General features: G+C 43.2%; 22 protein-coding genes. 7 read left to right on the top strand and 15 right to left on the bottom strand.

The features are described 5' to 3' along the window. Nucleotides 1–36: 36 nt before the first annotated feature. From AACR09_RS09795 to AACR09_RS09780, 4 genes are all read right to left on the bottom strand, one after another. Entirely contained in the window at nt 37–777 is a 741-nt protein-coding gene (locus tag AACR09_RS09795; RefSeq protein ID WP_193834839.1) for a DUF1223 domain-containing protein, read from the bottom strand. Between the two features lie 158 nt (nt 778–935). Further along, nucleotides 936–1,124 (bottom strand): hypothetical protein, encoded by a 189-nt coding sequence (locus AACR09_RS09790; protein ID WP_017079198.1) that lies wholly within the window; start codon nt 1,122–1,124, stop codon nt 936–938. Nucleotides 1,125–1,436: 312 nt separating this feature from the next. Next, nucleotides 1,437–2,438, bottom strand: coding sequence for a TerC/Alx family metal homeostasis membrane protein (locus AACR09_RS09785; RefSeq protein ID WP_029222116.1), 1,002 nt, complete (start codon nt 2,436–2,438; stop codon nt 1,437–1,439). A gap of 618 nt (nt 2,439–3,056) precedes the next feature. Next, a complete protein-coding gene (locus AACR09_RS09780) occupies nt 3,057–4,796 on the bottom strand; it encodes a bifunctional metallophosphatase/5'-nucleotidase (protein ID WP_193834837.1) in 1,740 nt (579 codons plus the stop codon). 238 nt (nt 4,797–5,034) lie between these two features. Here AACR09_RS09780 and AACR09_RS09775 point away from each other — a divergent pair, with 238 nt between their 5' ends. Continuing rightward, nucleotides 5,035–6,834 carry an ATP-dependent endonuclease gene (locus AACR09_RS09775; RefSeq protein ID WP_193834835.1) on the top strand — a complete coding sequence of 600 codons (1,800 nt, stop codon included), beginning with the start codon at nt 5,035–5,037 and terminating at the stop codon, nt 6,832–6,834. 199 nt (nt 6,835–7,033) lie between these two features. On the opposite strand, the gene AACR09_RS09770 is transcribed toward AACR09_RS09775, so the two are convergent. Then, the gene (locus AACR09_RS09770) at nt 7,034–7,528 is read right to left on the bottom strand and encodes a DUF1097 domain-containing protein (RefSeq protein WP_017079195.1); all 495 of its coding nucleotides are present in this window, start codon (nt 7,526–7,528) and stop codon (nt 7,034–7,036) included. A 469-nt stretch (nt 7,529–7,997) separates the two neighbouring features. Next, the gene (locus tag AACR09_RS09765) at nt 7,998–8,903 is read right to left on the bottom strand and encodes a LysR substrate-binding domain-containing protein (RefSeq protein WP_017064628.1); all 906 of its coding nucleotides are present in this window, start codon (nt 8,901–8,903) and stop codon (nt 7,998–8,000) included. 274 nt (nt 8,904–9,177) lie between these two features. Between AACR09_RS09765 and focA the strand changes: the two genes are divergently transcribed. Further along, on the top strand, nt 9,178–10,629 hold the full coding sequence (gene focA / locus AACR09_RS09760; protein WP_004730889.1) for a formate transporter FocA: 1,452 nt from the start codon (nt 9,178–9,180) through the stop codon (nt 10,627–10,629). A 316-nt stretch (nt 10,630–10,945) separates the two neighbouring features. Here the strand turns inward: focA and AACR09_RS09755 are convergent, their stop codons facing one another. The 3 genes from AACR09_RS09755 to AACR09_RS09745 all read right to left on the bottom strand — a co-directional run bounded on the left by AACR09_RS09755 (nt 10,946) and on the right by AACR09_RS09745 (nt 12,482). Further along, nucleotides 10,946–11,515 carry a YceI family protein gene (locus tag AACR09_RS09755; RefSeq protein ID WP_004730890.1) on the bottom strand — a complete coding sequence of 190 codons (570 nt, stop codon included), beginning with the start codon at nt 11,513–11,515 and terminating at the stop codon, nt 10,946–10,948. Next, complete coding sequence (locus AACR09_RS09750) at nt 11,512–12,051, bottom strand: cytochrome b (RefSeq protein WP_004730891.1); 540 nt, start codon at nt 12,049–12,051, stop codon at nt 11,512–11,514. Before AACR09_RS09750 ends, AACR09_RS09755 begins: the two co-directional genes overlap by 4 nt. 185 nt (nt 12,052–12,236) lie before the next feature. After that, on the bottom strand, nt 12,237–12,482 hold the full coding sequence (locus AACR09_RS09745) for a DUF2164 domain-containing protein (protein ID WP_004730892.1): 246 nt from the start codon (nt 12,480–12,482) through the stop codon (nt 12,237–12,239). Nucleotides 12,483–12,767: 285 nt separating this feature from the next. Here AACR09_RS09745 and AACR09_RS09740 point away from each other — a divergent pair, with 285 nt between their 5' ends. Together AACR09_RS09740 and AACR09_RS09735 are read left to right on the top strand one after the other, a co-directional pair. Further along, nucleotides 12,768–13,403 carry a hypothetical protein gene (locus tag AACR09_RS09740; RefSeq protein ID WP_017081124.1) on the top strand — a complete coding sequence of 212 codons (636 nt, stop codon included), beginning with the start codon at nt 12,768–12,770 and terminating at the stop codon, nt 13,401–13,403. A 575-nt stretch (nt 13,404–13,978) separates the two neighbouring features. Then, the gene (locus AACR09_RS09735) at nt 13,979–14,716 is read left to right on the top strand and encodes an EAL domain-containing protein (protein WP_193834833.1); all 738 of its coding nucleotides are present in this window, start codon (nt 13,979–13,981) and stop codon (nt 14,714–14,716) included. A gap of 220 nt (nt 14,717–14,936) precedes the next feature. Here AACR09_RS09735 and AACR09_RS09730 read toward each other — a convergent pair whose 3' ends face one another. Genes AACR09_RS09730 through AACR09_RS09720 form a run of 3 tightly spaced genes read right to left on the bottom strand, consistent with a single transcriptional unit; the run spans nt 14,937 to nt 20,136 of the window. After that, the gene (locus AACR09_RS09730; protein ID WP_193834831.1) at nt 14,937–17,996 is read right to left on the bottom strand and encodes an efflux RND transporter permease subunit; all 3,060 of its coding nucleotides are present in this window, start codon (nt 17,994–17,996) and stop codon (nt 14,937–14,939) included. Next, nucleotides 17,993–19,048, bottom strand: a complete 1,056-nt coding sequence (locus AACR09_RS09725) for an efflux RND transporter periplasmic adaptor subunit (RefSeq protein ID WP_065206083.1) — start codon at nt 19,046–19,048, stop codon at nt 17,993–17,995. Before AACR09_RS09725 ends, AACR09_RS09730 begins: the two co-directional genes overlap by 4 nt. Further along, nucleotides 19,048–20,136: an efflux RND transporter periplasmic adaptor subunit gene (locus AACR09_RS09720; RefSeq protein WP_076645376.1), complete on the bottom strand. Its 1,089-nt coding sequence runs from the start codon at nt 20,134–20,136 to the stop codon at nt 19,048–19,050. The genes AACR09_RS09725 and AACR09_RS09720 overlap by 1 nt, the downstream gene beginning before the upstream one ends. A gap of 150 nt (nt 20,137–20,286) precedes the next feature. On the opposite strand from AACR09_RS09720, the gene AACR09_RS09715 reads away from it, so the two are divergent. Continuing rightward, nucleotides 20,287–21,027 (top strand): TetR/AcrR family transcriptional regulator, encoded by a 741-nt coding sequence (locus AACR09_RS09715; RefSeq protein ID WP_108194802.1) that lies wholly within the window; start codon nt 20,287–20,289, stop codon nt 21,025–21,027. Nucleotides 21,028–21,154: 127 nt separating this feature from the next. Here the strand turns inward: AACR09_RS09715 and AACR09_RS09710 are convergent, their stop codons facing one another. The 3 genes from AACR09_RS09710 to AACR09_RS09700 all read right to left on the bottom strand — a co-directional run bounded on the left by AACR09_RS09710 (nt 21,155) and on the right by AACR09_RS09700 (nt 23,398). Continuing rightward, a complete protein-coding gene (locus AACR09_RS09710; RefSeq protein WP_017079186.1) occupies nt 21,155–22,426 on the bottom strand; it encodes a DEAD/DEAH box helicase in 1,272 nt (423 codons plus the stop codon). 57 nt (nt 22,427–22,483) lie between these two features. After that, entirely contained in the window at nt 22,484–23,095 is a 612-nt protein-coding gene (locus tag AACR09_RS09705) for an acyl carrier protein phosphodiesterase (RefSeq protein WP_193834829.1), read from the bottom strand. A 174-nt stretch (nt 23,096–23,269) separates the two neighbouring features. Continuing rightward, on the bottom strand, nt 23,270–23,398 hold the full coding sequence (locus AACR09_RS09700; RefSeq protein WP_004730901.1) for a hypothetical protein: 129 nt from the start codon (nt 23,396–23,398) through the stop codon (nt 23,270–23,272). 446 nt (nt 23,399–23,844) lie between these two features. Here AACR09_RS09700 and AACR09_RS09695 point away from each other — a divergent pair, with 446 nt between their 5' ends. Then, nucleotides 23,845–25,068, top strand: a complete 1,224-nt coding sequence (locus tag AACR09_RS09695) for an aromatic amino acid transport family protein (RefSeq protein WP_193834827.1) — start codon at nt 23,845–23,847, stop codon at nt 25,066–25,068. 148 nt (nt 25,069–25,216) lie between these two features. Continuing rightward, entirely contained in the window at nt 25,217–26,641 is a 1,425-nt protein-coding gene (locus tag AACR09_RS09690; RefSeq protein ID WP_193834824.1) for a methyl-accepting chemotaxis protein, read from the top strand. The last annotated feature ends 161 nt before the right edge of the window (nt 26,642–26,802 follow it).

The following is a 26,802-nucleotide window of genomic DNA, read 5'->3' as shown; positions in this document are numbered from 1 at the left end:
CTCTAAAACACATCCAGATATCAAGTTATCGCAAATTTAGTTAAGCCACCCTGCTACCGTTTGCTCTGGCGTGTACGAGTTGAGCTCAGTTAACCACACGGCTACAGCATCTGGCGTGGCGACTAAAGGAGAGAAATCGATATTGAATTGCCAATCAGACTCACCACGTTGATAGCCGTCGTAAACCACGACAAAATCGTGCTTAAGTTTCTTACCTCTGTTCTCGCCCGCTTTAACGCTGGTGACTTCGTTCATCGCCAACAAGGCAATATGAGCGACATAATCCCCTTTGCCTTCGTAACTCACGTTGAACGCATCGCCTTTATGGTTCACTGTTAATTTGGGATTAGTTTGTTGTTGGAGCGAAGGCAACGTTCTGTCTAGCCAATTAAAGTAACCACGCCACTCTTTTCCATCGACAACAAAGCCCGGTGTATAGACGCCACTTGTTACCCCATAAGCTTTGTACAAACGTTGCTTCTGACTGAATGCCTTGCTGGCGAACTTGTCTCCCCAGCCTAAGTAGTCCCAGTAGTCTACGTGATAAGCAAGCGGTATAACCTCGGTCCAAAGTTTTGGATGATCTGCAAAAGTACTAAGGTACGTGTCAGCAGGCGGACAACTAGAACAACCTTCAGAGGTAAACAGCTCAATAACCTGAGCAGGCTGGCCTTCGTTACTCCACGTTTGTGCAAACGACACAGAAGAATAGGCGCCGATTGGCAAGGCAAGTAAACAGAGTTTAATCAATGATGAATTGCGTGTGGCGTGTGACATACCATGATCCTTGTACAAAGCGAATTTACTGGCGCTCAAATACAGACCGTTATGCCTAAGTATTTCTTTCAGGTGATGAGTTTCTTTCAGATACAAAAACGCCAGCTTTAGAAGCTGGCGTTTTTTAAATTCTATATTTTTACATGTTAACGCAGAGATTAACGGTTGATACCGATATCGCGTTGCATGTGACCAGATAGGTCGCTTGCGTAGTAACTACGTGGAGAGTTGTCTACGAAAAGAATATCGAAAATGTGTGCAATCAATCCTTTGATGTTAACCGAGTAGGTCTTCTTATCCATAGAGTTAGGAACAGCGATAGTATTCATTTGCATTGCTTGAGCCATGATTGCCTCTCTATAAATTTGTTTATGTGGTTCGTTCTGATGACAAGAATAATAGGTGATCTTTTGCAGGTTAAAAAATGACTAAAATTAGAAATTCAGATTAGTTTTTCTAATAAAACAATCCATTAACAACACCTCGAAATACATATTCACGCTTGATGAGTAAAAATTCACAACAGTGCCTAAATCATGCATTTAGTACAAATAACCCTCAAACAACAGTGGCCAATGTCACAAAAGATTTACATAAATAAATTTCAAGCTTCATTGACCACCTAATCCTTATAGAGTTTTCGATAAGTTATTTTTGTTTTAATTTACTTGTTCAATGTCTGGCTTCTTCGCATAAATCGACGCTATAACCGCAATCGTCATAGTAGAAATCAGAACAGCTAGCGACCAATACGTTGGGATAGCCCACTCACTGTCAACCAATAGCATTTTCACACCAATGAACACCATGATGAATGCCAGTGCAGGCTTCAAGTAGATGAACTTATCCATCATGCCTTGCAGAACAAAGTACAAAGAACGAAGGCCAAGCAATGCAAATACGTTTGCAGCCAGTACTAAGAATGGCTCTCGCGTAACGGCGAAAATTGCAGGAATAGAATCCAGTGCAAACATCACATCCATAACCGCAATGGCACCAATCACCAACATCATTGGCGTGAGTACCCATTTAGTGCCTTGCTTGATCATCAACGCTGGGCCATGGAAGTCTTCTGTCACAGGCATCACTTTACGAAGTAACTTTTCGGGTAGCGTATTCACACTCTCCTCTTCGCCCTTGTCTAGCGCTAGTTTAATACCCGTACCAATTAGGAATGCAGCAAATACATAAAGCACCCAATGGTATTCAGCCAATAGCTGAGCACCTAATGCGATCATAATTGCACGAAGCACCAATGCACCAATTACGCCCCAAAGAAGCGCACGAGGTCTTAGATGCTCAGGAACTTGGTATTGAGCAAAGATCATCGCGAAAACAAACAAGTTGTCTACGCTCAATGATTTTTCTAGCAAGTAACCGGTAATGAATGACACGGTTGCTTTTTGGGCTGTGTATTCACTATTCGGCGCATAGATGTCCCAGAAAAGGTAAATGGAACCAGCAAATAAAAACGCGAGCACAAACCAGAAAACGCTCCAAATTGCCGCTTTCTTGATGGTTACACTACCACCACGAGTCTGATAGATATCAATAGAGACGAGAATGACTGTTAGCAGGAAAAAGCCCGCATAAGTCGTCATGATTGGCGATGAAAAAAAGGATTCACTATTTGTAGATAATAGAGATTGAGTTGAGTTCATTATTCCTCCGGGCGGAAGAACTGTACAAAGACCTTCCGCAAACAAAACTATCAAGTTCCACGATGGATCTTGATTGTGATTGCGTTGGTCTCGTTGAAGTGAAATATGGGATTTCACCTTTACATACCGGATAGACTCTTGGCCTAACGAGATGACGATATGTAAACTTGCGCTAACTACTCCCCAAACGCGTGGATAATATTCCTCTATCTTTGTTTCGTCTAGAAAAATTTTCGGAAATAAATAAAAAAGGAGCAAAACGCTCCTCATTTATTTCTATAGGCTTGTCAAAACGACATTCGTATTGATTCTGAGAATACTACTGAGAGGGTTAACCCCTAATACCGTTACTCAATAATACAAATAACGAATGAGTCTTGTACGCGCTTTGTCTTACAGTTAACTTAAAGGCACGCTACGTTATAAACCTGCAGCGGGTACCAAGTACACTAACGCGGACCAAACCGATACCCAACCAACCACTGCTACCGCATCTAACCAATCTTTCTTATCCATGCTTATCTCCACAAGAAGGCGACCTGCAGGAATAAAGCATAAACAATGCCAAATTTATAAATAGACGAAACTAATAACACCAATCACAAGTATTACCTGTGACTATCTAAAACACTCCAAACAATTCAACGGCTCGTTGTATTGCAGTGACTCTGGGTGGTCTTGTAGAAACTCGATGAAACAGTCTGCCATTGAGTCGGTCGTGACCATGCCATCACCTATCATATCCAAGACGGCGTTATAGCCCTCTTTTCCTTTCATGGTATAGGCTGACGACGCGCCTCGGTAAATACGGTTGCGAGAAACAGTCTGCCAACCCGATTCATCAGAGTGGATTTCTAGATGGTGAATCCTGTGCCCTAAAGGCGCTTCTTTGTGGTAACAAAACCTCAGGTTATGCGTATAAGGAAAGCTGCCTGAACCTGTCCCTACAACGCCATTATCCAATGCATTGTTGATTGCACCTTCAAGCATGCCTGCGATCGTTTCACCTTTTACTTCATACACACCAATGGGTACGGCAAACGGTAGTAGTTTTCCGGCAATATCGGCAACAGAGACATCGCCGCTATTCAGTGAATTTCTAACACCACCTGCGTTGTGAATGGCAAATTCAACCTGATGCCCTTTTTTGTTCATTAGGTAGTGAAATGATTGAGCAACCAAGGGCGCTAGTTGGCTCGGGCCTTTCTCGTCCGGGATGCGTATGTGGCGCAGTTTTGTATCGGCATGAGCAATCACTTGTTGCTGAAGCTTTCGAACTCGCGGCTGGTATTTATCCGTCAGAATGCTCTGCAGCTCAGGATCTTTCTTACACACTGCAATATTGGGGTGATTGTTTAAAAACTCACACGCCATATCATGAGCGTCGTCTTGCCCGACTTCACTTAGCTTTGCATCTATAAACAGTCGACGGCCTAACAGCAGTTCGTTCTTACCGTTGAAGTGAGTCACTTTGCCTTCTGCATCGAACTCGATTTCGCAGTGTCCTAGGCTCATGGCGTGGAAACCCGCTTGCACAACATAGGTATCGCCAATTTTTACACCGTATTCATCATCTTTAACTAAGCCGATATCAGAGAAATCACCTTGTAAGCGATGACTATGACCACCAACGATGACGCCAATACCTGTTACGTTGTCTGCTAACTCTAAATCAGCCTCGTAACCAAGATGACTAAGTAAAACAATCTTATTGATGCCTGCTTGATGAATTTGCTCAATGGTCGCTTTTGCTGTTTCCAAAGCATTTTCAAACGGTGTATCGATATCTGGGTTAGCAATGCCTGCCATCTTGTCGATGCTTAAGCCAAATATTGCAACCTTCTCGCCATCAAACTCTTTCGTTATAAAAGAAGCACTTCGCGTTTCAGTCAGATAAGGCTTAACAATTTCGTTGTCCGCTAAGGTATGAGTTTTATTGATATCCTCATTCGATAGATTCCAGTTACCGGCCAACAGTGGGAATTTGATTCTTTTAGCGAAAATCGCAACGGGCTCATTACCCATGTCTAGCTCGTGATTGCCGAGCGTCATGGCATCTATATTAAGGGCATTCAACAAATCGGCGTTGGCTTTTCCCTTGAATAAAGAAAAGTACAAAGTGCCCTGGAAGCAGTCACCAGCATGCAGGAACAGGGTTCCAACCTTCTGACGCTGGGCATCTTGTTCTATTTGTTTAAAGCGTGTTGAAATTCGAGCAAAGCCACCAGTACTGACATAAGGTTCAATGATGTGGTTGTTCATTTTAAGTGATAGCTGTAACGAGGTTGGTTCAAAGTATGAGTGGGTGTCGTTGATGTGTGCCAACACTATTTTTGTCGGCTTATTCTTTTTAGTCATATTTTCTTCTCTCTTTGTCCCTTCATACTAGGTCGAGAATCATGACAGAATCGTGAATTTTATGAAACTGCACTGCAAAAAAATTCTCGAGATAGATCAAAAATCCCATTTTGAACCGTATAAATAAACAACGGGTTTTGTGACAGGTAAGCATACCGGATTGGTATTTTTCGATTATGATTAAAGATATCTGTTAGCTTTCAAACAATTAGCAGAGCCTTCCGTTAGGAGTAAGCCTATGCAACTAGAAAGAATCGAGATTTCTGGCTTTCGAGGTATCAAGCGCATGTCACTCGCGTTTGACGAGCTAACCACGCTTATTGGTGAAAATACCTGGGGTAAGTCTTCATTATTGGATGCCCTTTCCGTCGTTCTGCCCTCAGACGGTGTGCCATATCACTTCGAAATGACTGATTTTCATGTCGATTACTCGGTTTCACATCCACAGTCTCAACATCTTCAAATTGTTCTCGCATTAAAAGCCAATGACAAGAGCGAACTCAACGCTGGTCGTTATCGCAAGCTTAAACCTATATGGGTTCAAGACGAATTTGGCGTCTATCGTATCTATTATCGAATCAGTGCCACATTAGAACAATATGAAACGACCACAAACTACGCATTCTTAGGTTTAGACGGTAATCCGCTCAAACTCCATCACTCAGAAAAGCTCGCTCAAGAATTAATGACCTTACATCCTGTGATCCGTTTACGAGACGCTAGGCACTTTGATCGCCCTTTCAACGGAAATTCACTCAACCACAATGCTCGCCTGCCGACTAATGTTCACGCTAATAACGGTCACGCCAACAATGCAAACGGAAATGGGAACAACAATCCAAATAACGGGCATGGGAACGGACATAATCACACAACCAATGGTCATGGCACGAATGGAAACGCCAGCAATGGCAATGGCAATGGCCGTCAGGCAAGAATAGAAAAACGCATCGACAACACCTGCCGCCGTCTTATGGCGATACCCGGACATGTTAATAAAGGTGAAATGCGCAGTAGCCTTGAGTCAATGCAAAGCTTAATAGAACACTACTTCTCATTTAAGAGTGTCTCACGTAAGAATCCGAGAAAACCGCGTGACGGGCTACTGTACTCAGCTGGAGCGAACGACAAGAGCATTCATCAATTGGTCGAGGAGACCAAGAATAAACAAACTCGGCTGTTATTCATGGGCTTACTTAACGCTTATCTACAGGCCAAAGGGCCGACAGACTTAAGACGATGTGCGCGCCCTCTTTTGATCCTTGAAGATCCAGAGGGTCGACTGCACCCAACGCACCTAGCAAGGGCTTGGAGCTTGATGCAGAAGTTACCCATGCAAAAAATCCTTACCACCAACAGTGGCGATCTACTTGCTGCTGTACCACTTCAATCGATTCGTCGTTTGGTGCGCCAGTCCGATAAAACCATCGCTAACCAACTCAACATGAACCACTTTAGCAAAGATGAGCTTCGTCGAATTGGTTTTCATATTCGTTTCCATCGTTCAGGTGCTCTGTATGCTCGCTGTTGGTTATTAGTAGAAGGTGAGACTGAAGTCTGGTTGTTTAACGAGTTAGCCAACCAATGTGGGTATAACCTTGCTGCTGAAGGCGTTCAGATTATTGAGTTCGCTCAATCAGGACTAAAGGCATTAATTAAAGTCGCGCAAGAATTTGGCATCGATTGGCATGTCGTCACCGATGGTGATGCAGCAGGCAAAAAATATGCGGCAACAGTGCTATCTAAACTTGGGAACGCTCAAGAGCGACATCGCCTCACAGAGCTTCCTGACAGAGACATAGAACACTACTTGTATATGAATGGGTTTGAGAATTTTTTCAGAGACATGGTTAAGATTCCTTACGATCACCCTATCCCAGCGAAAAAAGTCGTGGCTAAAGTTCTTAAGAAACACGCAAAACCAGATCTGGCTTTAGCGATCGTGTCTCATTGTGAGAATCAAGGACAAGACTGTATTCCCTTGTTATTAAGGTGGACGCTAAAACGTGTCATCACCATGGCAAACGGGAACACCTAAGCGCTTTAATTAATTGATAGATGCTATTGGTTCTTCTGCAGATGATTTTTTAAACTGATTGGCTTAACCAAAACCAAAAAAGGCACACCAAGTGGCGTGCCTGTATAAATCGATATACAAATTAATTGGGGGTTATCTTGCAAGAGTTTACAGTGACTAAACTGAGGTTAGGTTAACGAATTAAGGTTAGGTTAACGAATTAAGCCTTAGCTTGCTTAGTGTGTTGTTCAACCACTTCCGAAGATTGAGTCGATTTCTCGTGAAGCCATAGCCCCGTTGCTTTCATCAAGTATCCAAATACACCACCAAGCAGTAAAGATGGTACTACAAGTTGCCAATCGCCACCTGCAGCAAACGTCGCACAACAACCAATGAAGGTTCCTGGGATATAACCTAGCCACGCTTGTTTCGCTTGGATACACATAAAGAAAGCCACAATAGCGGTAATCATGTAGCCTAAAATCTCTAACCCTGCGAAGGTTGAGCTTTCGATAATCACCATTGCCCAGAATACGCCTGTCATGTTAGTCAATAAGCTACCGGCTAGTCCTTTAACGCCGCCTGTTGGCGAAGCAAAATAACTGGTGCAACCTAAGAAACCTGCCCATGACAATAAGCCGAAAGAGATAGCAATCCATCCCCATAGACCTGACAAAATACCTGTTGTTAATGAAATCGCGACTAATGTACTCATACTATTTCTAAAGCCTAATTACGTAATTCATCGCAACCGGATTTAGCCTCACTTAAAATCAAGTAAGCATATTATGGGAAGATCGCCCTTTTTTAGCCGATCTCGATCACATTAATAATGTATGCGAACATGCATTTATCACCAGATAGAGATCGGAATCGCTTATTCAACACAATTAGTTATCAGGGGCTATTGGCCTTTCGAGGTCGATTTTGCAGCCTTTGTGGGAAATTTATACAAGACAGAGGCTTTGACGTGTAGCTAGCCTACATGAAAAGCCGATAACGCAGTAGAAATGAACCACAAGGGCTGCCCGAAGGGTTCGGCTAAAATCGCTTTATGCTTTGTTGAAGAATATTTGCTTAGAATGACTAGGCTACATACTCTTCGCCGCGCCTAAAACGATTTTACCTCGAACAAAACTTGACCACGAAAGGTCAACAGCCCCTCGCCTTTTATCAAATCTACCTTACAGAACCGATGGTTTGCCTTTCATCATGCGCTTACCTTCTCGCTTAATACACTCAGCAAGTGGGTTCTCAGACATATCTGCACGCCAAATAAAGGACAAAGTTCTTTCCATTTCAAGCTCAGGGACATTTAACGTGACCAGTTGGCCAGACTCAACAAACTGTTCGACATCGAGATAAGGTAAACACGTTAAATATGGGCCGTTTGCAACCAAACTTCTTAAAACAGGAACGTGTTCATACTCTCGCCAAACATCGAGATCGCCAATTAAATGGTGAATAGAGCTATCAAAAACTTTGCGAGTACCCGAACCATGTTCGCGTAATACCCATTTTGCTTGTTCTAATTGCGCCAAGCTTACTCGTTCACGCTTCGCAAACGGGTGATGAGCCGATGCAACCACCGTTAAATGGTCCGTACACCACACTTCTTGGTGAACTCGGTTGTCATCACAACGACCTTCGATAACACCCAAGTCATATTGATAATCTAATACGCCATCAATAACCGCATCGGTACTTTGCACGCCGAGCGAGATTCGCATCTCAGGAAAGTCGTTATCAATAATACTGATGAGGTCAGGAACAAGGTGTTCCGCTGGTGTTTGGCTCGCACCGAGTTTGAGCTCTCCACTTAGTAAATGCTGCTCATAAAAACCCATCTCAATTTGCTGCGCATCTTGCAGTAAACGCTTCGCTTTAGGCCTTAGCCACATACCCCAATGAGTCAGGGCCATTTGCTTGCCCTGCCTTTCAAACAAAGGCCTGCCGAGCATTTTTTCCAACTGTGCAAGAGACATACTTGTCGCTGACTGAGTCAACGCCAACTTGTCTGCTGCCTGACTAACACTCCCGGAATCCGCCACTGCATCAAATACCGCGAGTTGCTTTAATGAATAACGCAAAATTCATCCTTAATTCTTTTAATAACTTATGTCCTGCTGCTCGTTTTTTGTTAAGCCGATGAGCAATTAATTTCATTCTACGCGTAACCAAATCTATATCAATAATTTTGATGTGGTTTCTAAAAATTATCAATTTTACCTCTACCCCTCAACCCCCTAATCTGGAATGGCAGGACACAAACGAGCCCTGCAAAACATTACTGATTAACCATTACGGATTAACCAAGTCATTAACACTAGGAATTACACATGACGGATTGTTCAAGGGGGGGATATGGCAACCAGCACTTCTGAAAATCAGCAACTGTTCTCGCCAACAGAAATGATGGCGGAAGCCGAGAAGTTTGCATTAAGCAAAGCAAATAAAACCAGCAGCATGACATTGAGTTTGGCAATCATGGCTGGCGCATTCATCGGGCTTGCTTTTTTATTCTACATCACGGTGACCACGGGTAGCGCTGATGCTGGATGGGGATTGAGTCGTTTAGCCGGCGGTCTTGCATTCAGTATGGGGTTAATCCTGATTGTGATTTGCGGTGGCGAGCTGTTTACCAGTTCAGTGTTATCAAGCATTTCATGGGCTAACAAGCAAATCACCTTCACTAAGATGCTGTCTATCTGGGGCAAGGTCTACGTCGGTAACTTCATCGGTGCCATGTTCCTATTGGCTTTGGTAAGCGCAGCAGGCTTATATCAACTGGATGGCGGGCAATGGGGCTTAAACGCTCTGAACATTGCTCAACACAAGCTACACCACAGCCCTGTTCAAGCTTTTGCTTTGGGTGTGCTTTGTAACTTATTGGTGTGTTTAGCGATTTGGTTAACGTTCAGCTCTGCGAACGCTATGACCAAAGCAATGATGACCGTATTACCTGTTGCAATGTTCGTTAGCTCAGGCTTTGAACACTGTGTGGCGAATATGTTCATGGTTCCACTAGGCATCACGATTCAAACATTCGCACCAGAGAGTTTTTGGATGCAAATCGGAGCTACGCCTGCTCAGTACGCAGACTTAAACATCATGAAATTTGTCACCGCAAACTTAATACCAGTGACAATCGGCAACATTGTAGGTGGTTCAGTATTGGTCGGCTTAGCCAATTGGAGCATTTACCGTCGCCCGCAGCTGAAAGCAGCAAAAATTACAGCAATTACACAAACAACAGAAATTACGTCAGTTAAGGAAATCACTATGAACACAGCAACGACTATCAAGCAAATCATGAACACTCAACCAATTACACTGAGCGTAGAAATGCCTACATCAGTCGCGATTGACTCCCTTCTAGACGCTCAACTTGTTAGCGCTCCTGTTTGCGATGTTGAAGGTCGTCTAGTGGGTATCTTCTCTGTTCACGACGTAATGGTTGACCTTTGGTGCCAAGATTACATCCCGACAAAAGGTCAGAAAGTCGTAGACCTAATGAGCCGTGACGTTGTGGCTATCGATGCAAACGACAAGTTAGTCGACGTTGCTGAGTTCCTATGCATCGACAAAGAACAACTGTACCCGACTACAAGCATGGGCTTCGCAACTCGCCTGACTTCTCTTTCTCTAGAAGAGCGTGCAAAAGCGATGAAAGTAAGCCAACCACATATGCTGCCAGTGTTAGAAAATGGCGTAATGGTCGGTGTATTAACTCGCATTGAAGTGATGCAAGCACTACGTCCAATCTACGGTGACCGACTAAACGTGGTTCCTCAAGCTGAACTAGAAACGGCTTAACTAATCGTAAGTTGAACTATTAGGGATTAGTAGTTCAATTAGATAACTCAGTCATGGCAACGTTGACTGGCAGAAGTAAATGGTGGCTTAAGACGCAGTAAAAGGTTTGACACAAAACAGACCTAAACGCGTGGCCATTTACCTCAATAAAAAAGGCGCAAAGTGAACACTTTGCGCCTTTCTCTATTTCTAGCGGTTTTGCTACTTTCCCTATTGCCAACTAGCTAACTGCTGACCTTGTTAGTATCGACCAAACTTTTGATGTTTCTAAAAAATGTTGATACCTGTCAGAGAGGTAGAAAACTAGAAAGCTAGATTATTTCTTTACGCCTTCAACGTGTAGATCCATATCTACATAGCTTGAAGCGCCCATTACTGGAATGTTGAAGTCAGCAAGCTCTAGACGAGTTGTACCAACGAAACCAGCACGCTCACCGCCCCATGGGTCTTGACCAGCACCAATGAATTCAGCTTCGATAACGATAGGCTTAGTTACGCCATGAAGTTTAAGGTCACCCATTACTTCAAGTTTGCCGTCACCTTTATCAACCACTTTCGTGCTGTTGAATGTAGCATCAGAAAACTTGCTTGCATCGATGAAATCACCGCTACGGATGTGCTTATCACGTTCTGCGTGGTTTGAGTCAAGACTTGTAGTATCAACCGTTACGTTTATTTTAGACGCTTCAACGTTGCTTTCATCAAATGAGAAATCACCTGAGAACGTGTTAAAACGACCTTGGATAAAGCTGTAACCTAGGTGGCTAACTTTAAAGTTAACTGAAGCATGCGCACCTTTTGTATCAATCACGTAATCAGCGGCGTTCGCAGCGAAAGGCATTGCCATAGCAAGTGCTAATCCTGTAGCGATAATTGACTTTTTCATTTTGAAGCTCCTATCATTTTTCGTAGCGTATCGTCTTTGTCGATAACGTGGTGTTTTATCGCCGCTAAGGCGTGCACTGATGCCATAATGATCAGTACCCATGCAGCATAGTAGTGAATTGTTCCTGCGAGATCCGATTGGTTTTCAAATAGCTCACCCATACTTGGAACAGTGAACCAATTAAATACGTCGATCCCACGGCCATCTGATGTTGAAATCAAATAACCTGAAATAAATAAAACCGCTAGGTTAATGTACATGAAGCCGTGCGCTATCTTAGCGGCTGCAACTTCATAGCTTTTGCCTTCCACCTTAGGTGACGCCGTAACGAGTTTCCAAAGCAAACGGAGAACAGTAACTGTAGCCAAAAGAATGCCTACCGAACGGTGGTAGTCTGGCGCTGTTTTGTACCACTCGCTGTAGTATGAAAGATCAACCATCCATAGGCCTACACCAAATAAGCCAAATATTGCGAGTGCTGAAATCCAATGCATTGCTCTTGCTAAGGGATTGTAATTTTTAACGTTGTTGTCCATACATCTGTTCCGAATGTTAACGAGTCGTGTGATTTTGAAAAGCGTACCCTACACTAAGTTTGTGTAACATATTATTTACCAAGCTTTACATTAGTTACATCATTTCAAATTAAACAAGTTATTCAAAATTTTTGAACAAGTTGCTTTATTGACAAATTTCTTTGTCGAACAATAGCTTGCTGGGTCTATATTTCAACGATTTGTTCAATTTCATAGAGCTCATCTGAGATATCTAACATTTTTCGTTCCATGACTTTCTGAGCATCTTCTATTCCCTTGTTGTAATACACCGCACCAAACTTTTTGCTAATGAAGTCGACCAAAAATTCCGTGTCGAACTGACCAAGATCTACATCGAGTTCATCTTGCAGGTACTTTTGTAATGTATGAGTGAGCTCAGACTTTTGTTTCGAATCTAATTGAATGGTCATGAATGTGTCCAAATAAAGAGTAAGTAGAACAATTGTGATTAGCTGACTAAGATTAGGTTAACTATCGATAACTTCACTAAGTAACCATGAGCCTGCTAACTCACTATTATTTCTCATAATTTAGATTACAGACCCGTAGAGCGCCAGTGCTATCCATAAAAACGCTCTGCAATGGCTAATTTTGATAGAGGGATCATGAACTGGCACTTTGACGATAGGTAATGGCACTGCAATTACCGTACTATTGCCCATCAATAAGATAGTAACTGTGTATAAGGGACTTCATTGTTATTAGATCTCGTGATTAAAAGCGTCAACCAGTTTCAAGACGATTGCCTAAAGCTTTGTGAACGCCACTACCCTACGGTACACAATCAAGGGATCAGTGAGCACCATATAGGAAAAGCTTTTGCTCGACGAATGGAGCACACCTTCGTTAGCTTTAATCATGCAAGCAACATCAGCCCGCTCGAAATGCTTTCTTCTGGTGAAACCCCTCGACACTTCCGAATCTCCTCTGAAATAGGAACAGTTTGGATGATCAGCCACCACATGGTGAGCGCGGGGAAAACTTGTCGTAGAAAGTTGATGTTGGACATTCATAACTGGCAATCAGAGTATGGATTTGCAATCCAACCCAATGACGTTTTGATCATTGTCTCCGACCATTGGATAACCCGAAGTAAAAACAGCGGTGAACTATTGCATTGGTGGATGGGAGAACTCCCAGACGAGATAACTGAATACAGCCAGCAAGGCATCACCCTAAGAGAGAGCGAGTCTCAATTTGCCGCTGATTTGAATATTAACTTTAAAATTAGCCCCTGTTTTATTAAATTTGGCCACCCGTTAAAACGGTCAGGAAATCATCAATTAGTACGTAAATATCTGCAACTTTATGCGGTACTTCAATGGCAGTGATAATACGGGTCAACTTTTTCATTCAATATTGAAAGTAAATTGTTAGACCTTCATCCCAGTATTTTATAAAAGATAACTCATTCCCTGTTCATTAATTATTCGAACTTCCTGTTTTAATTATTAATAGCCGATCGACTCACAGTCTCGATTTTGAGAGATAGATATCATTTCTGTGTAACTCGCTTAGTCAATCTATTTTATAACTTTGACACTCCCCCATAATTTAAGCCATTAACCCTACTTTTCTCTGGTGTATCAGCGTTCTAGCCTTATATTGGTTGGGATTAATATGTGAGACGTTACTCAGCCATTAGATTCACTTAAGCTATCAAACACAGTCAATGATAAGTAAATTTAATGGTTAATGTCATTTATCATGCTGATTTTTCGTTAGTTATATTAATTTAAATATTGACGTTACAAATGAATTTTTATTAATTGACAATTTAGTAACACCTGTCAATATTGTGACAGCCGTGACGTATATTCTCGTCATTAAATAAACACCTTTATTAGCGACTATGATTTTATCAGACAGAAGTGAATTTATTAGCTGTATATCTGTGGATGCCGATATGCAGTTTATTGCGAAATATCAAGACCTAACACTTAGAAGTGTCTACCAACCTATATTTGATTCTTCTATGACTCAGATAGGTGTAGAGGCTTTAGTTCGAATTTCGAACAGCAAAGGTGCCATTGTTCGCCCTGATCACTTCTTTCATTCCGACGAAACCTCATGCACAGACAAAATTAATGTCGAGAGGCTGAGCCGAGCCATTCATATACGCAACTTCGCACAGTCGACTATCCGTCATTTACACCTATTCTTGAATGTTCTTCCTAATGTTGGCGAGCTATTTGCTGCAGAGAAAGTGAGCGACAGCTTGCTAGCTAAACGCCTGCATGAGCTTAACTTATCGTGCGAACAAATTGTGATGGAGTTGGTCGAGCTTAATGTAGAGAGTGAAGAACGTTTGAAAGACGCGGCCCATTCATTAGCAGAAAATGGTTTTCAAATCGCTGTTGATGATTTCGGAACACAAGCGTCAACAGAACAGCGGGTTCGCCATATTAATCCTCATATCATCAAGATAGATCGCTCTGTGATGTTGGATTTTGAACAAGGCGACACAAGTGAAATGGAGTTGGCCCTAAAGCTTGCTACTCAAATCGGTGCGAAGACAGTAATCGAAGGGATAGAAACCCAGCAACAGCTCGCAGCAATGCAAAGTTTAGGCTTCGATATGTATCAAGGCTATCACTTGGCGATGCCAAAGCCGATTGAATTAGATCTCCGCCTCGCAATCTAGAACTACCCTCTATTCTCTATTCTCTATTCTCTATTCTCTATTCTACAGGAAGCCGCTTTACCATTGGTTAGCGGCTTTTTAATACCTACCTCTTTCTTAACGCAACGCTCGCTGACGCTATAGTCTCTTAGCACGATCTTGTATCGCCAAGTCACACCCATAAAAAAGCCCAGTCAAAATTGACTGGGCTGGCTTAAAAGAATCTGTTCTATATCATTCCCTAATAACCCGCAGTGGACGGTTTGATTCTATATAGAATAGCGAACATCACTGGTACTACTATTAGCGTTAGTACGGTAGCAAAGCCTAAGCCTGCCATGATGGTAATCGCCATTGAGCCGAAAAATGCATCGAATACCAAGGGAATCATCCCCAAGATAGTCGTCAATGCTGCCATAGATACTGGTCGTACACGACTGATCGCGCTGTCTACAACCGCTAGGTATGGGTCTTTACCTGTTGAGAGTTCCGTGTTGATCTGGTCAAGCAGGACGATACCGTTTTTCAAAATCATGCCGCTTAGGCTCAGTAGGCCAAGGAACGCCGTGAAGCTGAATGGCATATTAGTCCCTAGCAGACCAATCGAAACACCAATGATAGAAAGTGGTACCGTAAACCAAATCACAAGTGGCTTACGAAGCGAGTTAAACAAAAGCATGGTGATGATAAACATCAACAAGTAACCCATTGGGAGTGAACCAAATAGAGATTCTTGTGCATCTTTCGAACTTTCGTACTCGCCACCCCAGCTAATGTTGTAACCTTCTGGCAGGTCTAATGCTTCTACCTTTGGTTTCACACGAGCAAATAAGCTAGCCGGCGTTTCATCACCCAATACATCGTGATCAGCCAGTACGGTTAGCGTACGTTTTCTATCACGACGTTGAATCAGTGGTTCAGACCATTGAAGCTCTACACCATCAATCACTTGTTCAACCGGGATGTAGGTTTGCAGCGATGGGCTCCAAATCTTCACATTGTTTAGTGATTCAAAATCAAAACGCTCTGCTTCAGGCAAACGTGCAACAATAGGCAACATATGAGTACCATCACGCAGTAAACCGATGTTGTAGCCACCAAACGCCATTTGTAACGTCTCGGACAGATCCGTCTTTGAAATACCAAGACGACGAGCCTTTGATTCGTTAAACAGTGGCACTAACTCTTTAGTACGTTCACGCCAGTCGTGACGAACATTTCGAGAGCCTGGGTCCGCTAACAAGATATCTTCTACTTCAACCGCAATACTGCGCAAGATTTGTGGGTCGGCACCACTAATACGAGCCTCGATTTTTGAAGCTGGTGACGGGCCAAACTCAATCAGTTTAAATTGGAACATCGGTTGTTCAAATTTATTGGCCAAGTCCTTGTCTAGCCCTTCTAGGACTTTAAACATGGTGTCTCGGTCAGTCGTTCGTACCTGCAGCTGACTGTACGCTTCGTAACTTTTCTCTGGTTGGTATGTCAGCGCAAAACGTTGCATACCCTGCCCAACCGTTGTTGTCACAAACTCCACGTCATCTTGTTGACGAATGTAGCTTTCGACTTTTTCTGTCTGCTTGATCGTTTCACGAACATCAGTGCCTTCCGGCATCCACATGTCGACATAGAACATTGGCGTATTTGATGGCGGGAAGAACTGCTGCTTCACCTTACCAAAACCAACCACAGAAACTGCTAATAGCGCAACCATACTGACTACGGTAAGCCATCTAAATCGAAGAGCTACTTTCAGGCACGCACCAAATACAACGAACAAGATGCCTTTGTAAGGGTCTACGTTTTCATCAACCTTGTCTTCTTCTTTAAGCAGCATCTCGGCAAGGAATGGCGTTAGTGTTAGTGCTGTTACCCAACTCAAAAACAGTGAGAAACACAGTACCCAGAACAGCGAACCCATGAACTCGCCCGTTGCATCTTTCGACAAACCAATCGGTGCAAACGCTGTGATAGCGATAATGGTCGCACCTAACAGTGGCCATTGTGTTTGTGTCACGATGTCTTTCGCTGCTTGAAGCTTGGTTTTACCTTTTTTCAGGCCAACCAGAATACCTTCAACGACAACAATTGCGTTATCCACCAGCATACCAAGCGCGATGATCAATGCGCCAAGTGAAATACGGTGCAGTTCGACATCGTTGTAGTCCATCAGAATGAACGTACCGAATACAGTCAGCAGCAGAACCAAACCAATGATCAAACCACTGCGTAAGCCCATCGCGAACAGAAGTACGATGATAACAATTGCGACCGCTTCCACTAGGCTGATCAAGAAATCAGCAACGGACTTGTCCACTTCTTGCGCTTGGTTGTAGAAGTAATTCAACTCAACACCGGCTGGCTTAATGCTTTCTAAGCGATCAAGTTCCGCATCAAGCGCGTTACCAATTTCAACGACGTTTACGCCTGAAGAGAACGCAATACCTAAGTTAATTGCTGGTTTGCCATTGTAAGTTAATACATTGCCCGGTTTTTCTTGGATACCGCGAGTTACCTCAGCGACATCTTTCAAACGAATCAAGTTACCTGTATCGCGGCCATGAATGATTAAGTTTTCTAGTTCTTCAACCGTACTTAAAGTGCCATTCGGTTTGATGGTTAGGTTTTGGCCATTGAGCATTACCTCACCAGCTGATACCACACTGTTTTGTTGTGATAGCAGTGACGTAACCATCGACATATCTAGATTCAGCGCCGCTAAACGCTCAAGTGACATCTCAACGAACAATTGCTCTTGTTGGTCGCCTGCGATACTTACCTTGCCTACGCCTTCAACCAGTTCGATTTCGCGTGTGAGATAATCAGCATACTGTTTGAGCTCGACATAATCGTATCCATCACCCGTCAACATGATCATCACGCCAAACACATCACCAAAATCATCGATGATCTGAACAGAGTTAACACCACTAGGCAGCGTTGGCTGCAGGTCGTTGATCTTACGACGCATTTCATCCCAGATTTGTGGTAGCTCGTCTGGACCGTAGTCCATCTTCATGCTCACCATAATTTGAGACATACCATTCGACGACGTTGAGGTAATCTTGTCGATATAAGGCAGCTGTCTTATCTCTTTTTCAAGCGGGTAAGTCAGCTCTTCTTCAACTTCCATTGACGTAGCGCCAGGGTAAGTTGAAATAATCATGGCATCTTTAATAGTAAAAGCTGGGTCTTCCAAACGGGATAGATTACCAAAAGACGTCACGCCACCAATGGCCAATATGACGAGAAATAACCAGCTGATTACTTTGTTTTTTATTGAATATTCTGCGATGTTCATTCTGCTTTTCCTGACAATTTGATTCCGTCACGGAGTTTTCTTAGATTCGAGTTTACGAGTCGATCACCTTGCTCAACACCGTGAGCGATTAATGCGCCTTGGCCACTGATCTTGTCGACTTCTACTTCGCTTTTGAATGCTTGTCCGTCTTCCATTTTCCACACATAAAACTGATTCGCTTCAGAACCCGCTTCTAAAGTTGTCATTGGTAATTGGTAGCCTTGAACATCGCTCAAGCCGGCTTTCGCCATATCCACGTTCACCGTAACGCTGGTGCCCGGCAGGATTTCGTTTTTAGGTTGTTGCATCTGCATCCAAAATTCGTAAGTACGCGATTGCGGGTGCAATTCACTGGTGTGCTCCAAATACGTCAGTGGATATTGCCCTGTGTGACCGCCAAAGGTCGCCTCAGGACGATAGCTATTTGAACGCATGTCTGGACTGATCGATGCCAAGATCGAATCTGATACTTGAATTCGTACATACACCTTATCGTTCTGGTACACGCTTAATAGTGTTTCACCCGGTGTCGTGTTTTCGAAACGTTGCTTGTCCACGGTAGAAACGGTCCCGGAGAATGGCGCTAAAAGCTCTGTGTAACTTAGCTTGCGTTCTGCAGCTGCCAAATTCGCTGATGCCAGCTTGTAGTTAGCCGTTAGTTGGTCTAACTCTGACTGCGACAACATCTTGCTACCAAACATCTCCGTACCACGGGCCAACTGCTTGCTCGCCAGTTTGAATTGAGAGTTAGCATCAGTAAGATCTTGGAGGTACGTTGCGTTGTCTAAGGTCGCAAGTAACTGGCCTTTTTCGACGTTGTCACCGGCTTCTACCAAGACTTGTTGGATTTCGCCTGCGAGCTTAAATGCCAAGGGGGTCAATTCAGCGGGCATTACCTGACCATTAAAACTTCTGAATTGATCAGTCAGCGGCGCGCCAACTTCAAAGGTAGAAACTAGCAGAGGGGGTTGTTCACGGTGTACGGCTTCACTGTTACAGGCTTGAAGCAACATAGCCGACGCGACAACAATTGATAATTTGGAAAGGTTCATTAAATACCGCCCTCACGTAACCAAGCTTTTACTTGCTGTCCATCGGATAACACATCCACACCCGCTTCAACGATAAGGTCGCCAGACGACAATCCATCAATAACCTTGCCTTGCTCATCAAGAAGGACTTGTACTTTAGAAATCAATTGAGAGTCAGGGTTATAGCGCCATAGCTCACCATGGTCAGCTTCTTTGGTTAACCAAGCTGAATCAACAATGCCAATACCGTAGTCAGATTTATGCTTCTGAACTTCAACTTGCGCTGTCATCCCAGAAAGTAAATTGATGCCTTCCGGCTTTTCGATAGATACAACCGCTTGGTAGCTGTTGGTGTCTTCATCTGGTTGTGTAGAGATTTCTTTAAAGCGAGTCGGGATACGAATACCACGGTGGCTATCCATCACAACCCACATGTTTGAGCTCGTTAGGTCTTGAATAGAACGGTCTTCAAGCTTTGATACTGGAATTGAAAACGTCACGTCCATTTCACTGTGATTCAAAATATTCAGTACAGGCTGCTTTTCTGCGATCAATTGATATTGTTTTCCAAACACCATCGATACCACGCCATCGAATGGAGCAACTAAGGTGGTGTAGCCAAGGTTTGTTTTTGCTTGGTCCAACTCAACGTCAGCGGCAGTAAAGGTGTTCACGGCTTGGTCGTAGTAATCGGTACTGACTAACTTTTTCGCGTACAACTCAGAAGCTTGTTTGTATTGGCTATTCGCAAGATCAAATTTGGCTTGTGCTGCATCAACCGCAATACGGTAATCCGTCGCATCTAATACGGCGAGCACCTGACCTTTCTTCACTTCTTGTCCCATACGAACATCAAAGGTTTCAATGTCGCCTCCTACTTGGAAGGAAAGCGCAGCACGGTCGGTTGCATCCACTTTTGCGATAAAGCTATCAAGCTCAATATCCGTCTGCAAAGGAATCTCAAACAGCTTTACAGGCTTAACAACTTGAACCGTTTCTTCTGACTGAACCTTATTACATCCGGTCAAAGAGCCTGCGAGCAATAGTGCTGCAATCACAGCTCCCATGCGCTTGCTCGATATAGCATTGATAGACAAATTGGACTGCATGATGTCTCTCCATTTAATTATTATGATTTATTACACAGGTGGGCAGTATATTCAAAATTCCGTAATCCACAAGCTTTACTTTCCACCTGTGCAGTATTTTTTATTTGAGTAAAAACAGTGTAGAATGTGGTAATCAGGTAAATGTGTGAAATGAAGATGACTGAAAAGAAACAAGGCAGAAGAAGCGCAAAAGACGCTGAAGAGACGAGATTTTTGATCATGGGTGTTGCTGCGGATATGTTCTGTGAGCATGGTTATGATAGCGTTTCGCTTCGTAACATCAGTGAGAAAGCAGGTGTATCGCATAGCCTTATTCGCCACCACTTTGGCAGCAAAGAAAAAATCTGGCATGCGATAAGCGATTGTTTACACTCCTATTTTCAGTCTTATATTGCTAAGATAGTGGAAGAGTTACCAAAAGGCGTCGCACCAAACATTACTATCTATTTATTTAGTATGCGCCTTTTTAGCAACATGATTCACTCACGAAAACCGATGCAACTTATCACTGACTCTGTTCGCCAAAAAGACAACTTGGTCGATTACTTTATCGACAATGTTGGCGATGTCGAAAAAGAAATCAACATGTTAGCTGAACAATATAACGATGCGAATCCAGAGAACTTGATCAACATTTATGAGATTAAGTGGCAAATGATCATGTATGCGCACGGAGCGGTATGCCTAACTCCCTTCATGGAGAGCACTTGGAATGAAGGCGATATGGTCACCTCGCCCGAAGATGCCCTACTTAAGCATTGGCAACTATTCAACTCACAAATGGTCAGCAAGTTTAGAATCGAAGACCAATGGGTGCTAAACCCAACTAGCCTAGAAGAGCTAATTTATGAAGTGCCCTGTGTATGGAAGTGTAATCAAGAACATCATTAATCCAGTGTTTTTATCTTCCTTGGTCGTAAATAGATTTACTTGAAACAAAAATGCGCCGTTACAGAACCAACTGTAACGGCGCATTTTTATATCTATAGATCTTTAAACTGGAGCTTTGTCCAGCTTGTTAGCGACGTGCTTTACCGCGGTTTTGGTGAATCTTAAGCTTCGCTTTGATCTTACGTTTTTCTGATGAACGACTTTTACTGCGACCACCGCGATCGGGGGCTACATCTTTTTCTAGACTTGGTTCAAAGCCCTCTAGCCACTCTTGAGGCAAGCGAGTATCAAGTAAGCGTTCAATGTCACCCAATAGGTACGCTTCATCCTGACTCATCAAAGAAATCGCTAAGCCGGTATTACCTGCACGGCCAGTACGTCCGATGCGGTGAACGTAATCTTCAGCTTTAAATGGCATGTCATAGTTCACAACTTGTTCTAGCTGCTGGATATCAATACCACGAGCTGCCACGTCTGTTGCAATCAACGCTCTCACCTTGCCTGATTTGAAATCGTCCAGTGCTTTTTGGCGCGCACCTTGGCTCTTATCACCATTGATGGATGCCGCTTTGATGCCGTCTAACTTAAGCTCTTTAACTAGAGCATCAGTGCCCTGCTTAGTTTTCGTGAACACCAACACTTGTTGCCAGTTTTTTGAGCCAATCAAATAGGCCAATAGTTCACTTTTACGCGATTTATCAACCGGATAAACCATCTGGGTAACGGTGTCAGCGGTGCTGTTTTTTGGCGTAACTTGAATTTCGCTTGGTGACTGCATCATTCGATGTGCAAGTGCTTTAATTTTATTGTCGAACGTCGCAGAGAAGAACAGCGTCTGACGTACGTCGTTCATGCGAGAAAGAATGCGTTTGATGTCAGGCATGAAGCCCATATCTAGCATGCGGTCTGCTTCGTCTAATACCAGCACTTCCGTTTGGCTCAACATAATGTTCTTGGTGAACATATGGTCAATAAGACGACCAGGCGTCGCTACAAGAATGTCGGCGCCTCCGCGTAGGTTATCGGTTTGAACCTTCATGCTAACGCCGCCGTAAGCCACCACGACTTTAATATCGGTGCCTTTCGCATAACTCGTTACGTTATCAAACACCTGTTGTGCCAATTCACGCGTTGGCACTAACACGAGTGCACGAACGAGCTTAGGGTTCGGAATAACATTGTCTTTAGTCTCGATTAATCTTTGAATAATCGGCAAACCAAATGCCGCGGTTTTACCGGTACCCGTTTGCGCACCAGCCAGTACATCTTTGCCTTCCAGTACCAATGGAATAGCTTGTTCTTGAACACTAGTCGGAGCCGTAAAGTTTAGCTCTGATAGCGTTGTAAGAAGTTGCTCAGACAATCCTAGTTGGTTAAAAGATCGGGTAGATTCAGACATAGTATGATGCTCAAAGATTAAATAGGCGCGGATTGTAGCAAACCTGCATTACGCTGTTTACCTTTCCTTTTGATTTTTCTTCATTTGAAGTGCATTAAACTGCTTCGCTTCTTCTAAAACGTTGGGATACAGCTCATTAAAGTGACACTGCAACGTATCATAGTGACGTTCGAGGTCGTCGTAACAATTTTTGAGCATGCCTAACTTGGGCCTTCTCAACGCCATACGTTGCAATACCACCTCTATGGAAGACATGTCTTGATAGCTTTCCAGCCAACGTTGTTCAGCCATCTTCTGATGAATCGTAATGAAGTTCTCAGGCCAGTGTGGCTCTTGATGTTCAAAGATCTGTTGATGACTATCGAAACAAAAATGCTCCAACGTCTGCTGCGAGAACTGAGTCCAATGATTGGCTAAGCAGTGATCCCAGAATACATCCAGTGCAATAGGTGCAAAGCGACGCGTTTGGTCTAAAAAAAGCGATTTTGCCGATCGGGATACATCGTGGTGGTCTGTGTAACTATCCACGAATCGATGAAGTCTTATTCCGTCTGAAAGCGAGGTTGAATAGTGTTTATTAGGGTCGCCTTTAACGAAGTCACCTAACAGATTACCAGCTAAGTTACTTTTACAGTGTTGAGCGATGTGGAGGTGTGCGAGAAAGTTCATTGAACCTCATTAAAGTATCGAGAACTAAGTAACATGGTAAACGTACTCGTTTATCTTCGCGAACTTTAATGAGGATAGTTTTGTTATGACGTGTGAGCGAATGAGATTTGCTCAGTTTAAGAATTGTCTAATTTGAGAACGTTGAACTACAGAAACCTTTAGTTCAGGTAAAACCTAGTTCGAAGACTTAAAAAGTTCTTCTGCTAATTGTTTAACCGCCTGCTCGTAGTCAGATAAATCAATGCCAATTTCCATGGCATCTAACAACTCAAGACTTTCGTCATTAAAAGATTGGTCACTCATAGTGCCCCCTCTATTCCTTGATGCGGACATGATGTCCGATTAACTAGTGCACCATCTTGGACTTATATTATGTCACTTTGATGAACGCACTCTACTCTACCCATTCCATATTTATAGCTTGAAGCTACTCGCGATCATTAGCGCTTGTTTACGCTAAAGGGGTATACGCGAACGACATATGTACTGTCACCTTACACCAAGTACAACAAATAACTCTACAAATTTTGAAGCAGATCATGGTCAAACGTTTGCTTCGGGCATTTGAGTGCTTCCAATCTATCAGTTGTAAAATATAGTTTACAGTGGATGTTTTTAATTACATTAGACATTGCATTTGGAATTAAACTCAATCAGAATACTTAAAAATCGAGATATTCTTTGGGTTTATGCGCTTAAGCTAGAAGAATTACAATGAAAACACACCCTAACGTAAAGAATTATATACAATGAATAAATCAAAGGTCTTTGGTAGTACTTTGATCATTGCAGGCACCACTATTGGTGCTGGCATGCTCGCTCTTCCACTTGCTTCTGCAGGTATTGGCTTTTCAACCTCACTTTTTCTAATGCTGGGCTTATGGGCCCTAATGGCCTTTACTGCATTGTTAATGGTAGAACTACATCAATTCGCTGATTCTGACGCAACCCTACACACGCTAGCTGACAAAATTTTAGGGACAAAAGGTAAGTGGATCGCTAGCTTTGCAGTTATGTTCCTTTTCTACGCTCTGTGTTCAGCTTATATCGCAGGCGGTGGTGCGCAGTTTAATCAACGTATCTCGGATATTTCAGGCATTGAGCTTAATGGCCAAATCACAACCCTTCTATTCACACTGTTAGTTGCTGGCGTTGTGACGATTGGTACGCACAGTGTTGATAAAGTTAACCGCATTTTATTTGGACTTAAACTGATTGCGATGGTACTGGTACTCAGCTTCCTAGCACCGAACATCACCTCTCAATACCTAATGAGCATGCCTTTACAGCAAGGGCTGATTGTTGCAGCGATCCCAGTTGTGTTTACCTCTTTTGGCTTCCACGGCAGCATCCCTTCAATTGTTCGATACCTAGATGGTGACGTTCGATCTCTACGTAAGGTCATGATTATTGGCTCTGCACTGCCTTTGGTCATCTATGTTTTCTGGCAGAGTGTGACTCTAGGTGTGATCAGCCAAGAGCAGCTTTTGTCGGATACAAGTTTGGGCGCACTGTTAGTCTCATTGTCACAAACCGTTCATCAATCAAACCTTAGCGTTATCGTTGGCGTATTCGCAGACCTTGCACTGCTGACTTCTTTTATTGGTGTGAGCTTGGGGTTATTTGAATTCATGGGGGATTCACTGAGCAAGAAACTAGGCAGTGCAAAACGCGTTAAAACGGCCGCTATCACTTTCTTACCGCCATTAGGTTTTGCCTTGTTCTACCCACAGGGTTTCATTACAGCTCTGGGCTACGCAGCCATAGCACTTTCAGTGCTCGCAATTTTGCTGCCGACAGTGATGGTATACAAGATTCGTTACACGGATTTCTCTGTAGAACCTCAAGGCACAGAAGCGACTTACCAAGTGTTAGGTGGAAGTAAAGCGCTGTTTTTAGTTGGCAGCGTAGGCGTTTTTATCATTGCGATTCAAATCCTTATTTCAGTAGGGCTATTGCCTTCTCTGGGCTAATAAACCCATAGAGAACAAAAATACTTGATAGACGTCTCATAAACGATATGTTGTTATCATTAATTTTCACAATTAGTCGATTGGCATCACATTTTTATTGAGGTCGGTTATTTAGAGTCCACGGTAAAGGATTTACCGTGGAGTTTTTATGAAAGAAGTACAATTTCGAACGATAGATAAACTGTTTATTAAAATGTCTATCAACGACAAGTTTTGGGTCACTTTCTTGATCTTTTTTGCCGCTGTGGCAAGCCTCGCTGGCCTCAACTACGTCAACAATATGGAACAAATTGACGCGAGTGCAAAACAGCAGGTTGAATATCAATTACAAGGCATCTTATCAGCGTCAGATTCCCCAGCTTCCGTTCGTTCAGTTAGCCAACAAACACGTCCTCAGGAAACAACCATATTGAAGAATGGTGCAGTTACAGCAACAGCCATTGCACAAGATGGTAACTACTACTCTCTTACCGTTTCAAATCTCGATACGCAGAATCAAAAGCAGCAAGCACTGTACTCTTTATTACTCAGTTTTTTGTGGTGTGTGCCTTTTGGTCTTTTCTGTTACTGGGTGGCGACTTTTCTAGGCGGTGCATTGTGGGTGCTTTACTCAACTACTCAAAAAATTGGTGATGGCGACTTAACATCACGCCTTGGTTTCCACCCAGGACGTGATGAGTTCGGTACGATTGGTTGTGCACTTGACCGTTCAATGGACACGCTTAGTGAGCTAGTCAACAACGTAAACCACAGTGCAGCGACACTAAGCGAAACATCGGCTTCTTTCGAAGCAGAGATGAAGCGCAGTGAAACACAAATTATGAGCCAGAATGCGTCTCTAGACTCTGTTGCTACTGCCATGGATCAGATGACGGCTTCAGCCAATGAAGTCTCTAACATTTCTGCACGCTCAACAGAACAAACTGAACAAGACGCGCAGCAAATCAACGACAGCCATACGAAAGTTCAACAAGCCATCTCAGAAATCACCACCCTTTCTTCTTTGATTGAGCAAACCTCATCTTCTGTTACTAGCTTGAATGTGAACACTAGCCAAATTAATGAAGTGATCACGACGATCAACGCTATTTCAGAGCAAACTAACTTACTTGCTCTGAATGCCGCAATTGAAGCTGCTCGTGCGGGTGAACAAGGCCGTGGTTTCGCTGTTGTTGCTGATGAAGTACGAACGCTTGCAAGTCGCACTCAGTCGGCTACGGTTGAAATCCAAGCGATGATTGAACGCTTACAGCAAGAAAGCCAAAATATCGCTAAGATCACCGAGCAAACGGTCGATCAAGCGCAAACTAGCAGCCAACTGATTTCAAACATTGGGGACGATGTAAACTCGATTGCTGACTCAGCTCAAGCGCTAATGGATATGAGTATTCAGATTGCAACCTCAGCGGACGAGCAAAGCAACGTAGCGAACACCATCGCAGCTGAGCTTAACGATATTCGCAGTCAATCCGATGTGATTAAAGAAGTGGCTCAAAACTCTTCAAATGGCGTGTCGACACTGACAGACGCTTCAGTTTCTTTGTCTAAAACTTTGGCAAGATACCGCACTTAGATACGAGTGATCACTTAGGCTGACCAAGTTAAAGTCAGCGAAACTAAAAAGGACTCATCATGAGTAATGCCGATCAGTTAAAGCCAAAGTGATCGGTTGAACGATCCTCCAGAGCTGTCAAAATCCAAGTGTATTTAATGCACTTGGATTTTTTTATGGAT

Origin of the sequence: Vibrio sp. OPT20 (assembly GCF_963889365.1) — a bacterium.
Taxonomy (GTDB): Bacteria; Pseudomonadota; Gammaproteobacteria; order Enterobacterales; family Vibrionaceae; genus Vibrio; species Vibrio splendidus.
The sequence above is the reverse complement of the archived record's forward strand: the minus strand, read 5'-3'. Positions and strand labels throughout refer to the sequence as shown.

Excerpts from the sequence above, each read along its gene's own strand:
- AACR09_RS09795 (WP_193834839.1), bottom strand. The coding sequence starts at position 777 with ATGTCACACGCCACACGCAATTCATCATTGATTAAACTCTGTTTACTT.
- AACR09_RS09790 (WP_017079198.1), bottom strand. The coding sequence starts at position 1,124 with ATGGCTCAAGCAATGCAAATGAATACTATCGCTGTTCCTAACTCTATG.
- AACR09_RS09785 (WP_029222116.1), bottom strand. The coding sequence starts at position 2,438 with ATGAACTCAACTCAATCTCTATTATCTACAAATAGTGAATCCTTTTTT.
- AACR09_RS09780 (WP_193834837.1), bottom strand. The coding sequence starts at position 4,796 with ATGACTAAAAAGAATAAGCCGACAAAAATAGTGTTGGCACACATCAAC.
- AACR09_RS09775 (WP_193834835.1), top strand. The coding sequence starts at position 5,035 with ATGCAACTAGAAAGAATCGAGATTTCTGGCTTTCGAGGTATCAAGCGC.
- AACR09_RS09770 (WP_017079195.1), bottom strand. The coding sequence starts at position 7,528 with ATGAGTACATTAGTCGCGATTTCATTAACAACAGGTATTTTGTCAGGT.
- focA (WP_004730889.1), top strand. The coding sequence starts at position 9,178 with ATGGCAACCAGCACTTCTGAAAATCAGCAACTGTTCTCGCCAACAGAA.
- AACR09_RS09755 (WP_004730890.1), bottom strand. The coding sequence starts at position 11,515 with ATGAAAAAGTCAATTATCGCTACAGGATTAGCACTTGCTATGGCAATG.
- AACR09_RS09750 (WP_004730891.1), bottom strand. The coding sequence starts at position 12,051 with ATGGACAACAACGTTAAAAATTACAATCCCTTAGCAAGAGCAATGCAT.
- AACR09_RS09745 (WP_004730892.1), bottom strand. The coding sequence starts at position 12,482 with ATGACCATTCAATTAGATTCGAAACAAAAGTCTGAGCTCACTCATACA.
- AACR09_RS09735 (WP_193834833.1), top strand. The coding sequence starts at position 13,979 with ATGCAGTTTATTGCGAAATATCAAGACCTAACACTTAGAAGTGTCTAC.
- AACR09_RS09730 (WP_193834831.1), bottom strand. The coding sequence starts at position 17,996 with ATGAACATCGCAGAATATTCAATAAAAAACAAAGTAATCAGCTGGTTA.
- AACR09_RS09725 (WP_065206083.1), bottom strand. The coding sequence starts at position 19,048 with ATGAACCTTTCCAAATTATCAATTGTTGTCGCGTCGGCTATGTTGCTT.
- AACR09_RS09720 (WP_076645376.1), bottom strand. The coding sequence starts at position 20,136 with ATGCAGTCCAATTTGTCTATCAATGCTATATCGAGCAAGCGCATGGGA.
- AACR09_RS09715 (WP_108194802.1), top strand. The coding sequence starts at position 20,287 with ATGAAGATGACTGAAAAGAAACAAGGCAGAAGAAGCGCAAAAGACGCT.
- AACR09_RS09710 (WP_017079186.1), bottom strand. The coding sequence starts at position 22,426 with ATGTCTGAATCTACCCGATCTTTTAACCAACTAGGATTGTCTGAGCAA.
- AACR09_RS09705 (WP_193834829.1), bottom strand. The coding sequence starts at position 23,095 with ATGAACTTTCTCGCACACCTCCACATCGCTCAACACTGTAAAAGTAAC.
- AACR09_RS09700 (WP_004730901.1), bottom strand. The coding sequence starts at position 23,398 with ATGAGTGACCAATCTTTTAATGACGAAAGTCTTGAGTTGTTAGATGCC.
- AACR09_RS09695 (WP_193834827.1), top strand. The coding sequence starts at position 23,845 with ATGAATAAATCAAAGGTCTTTGGTAGTACTTTGATCATTGCAGGCACC.
- AACR09_RS09690 (WP_193834824.1), top strand. The coding sequence starts at position 25,217 with ATGAAAGAAGTACAATTTCGAACGATAGATAAACTGTTTATTAAAATG.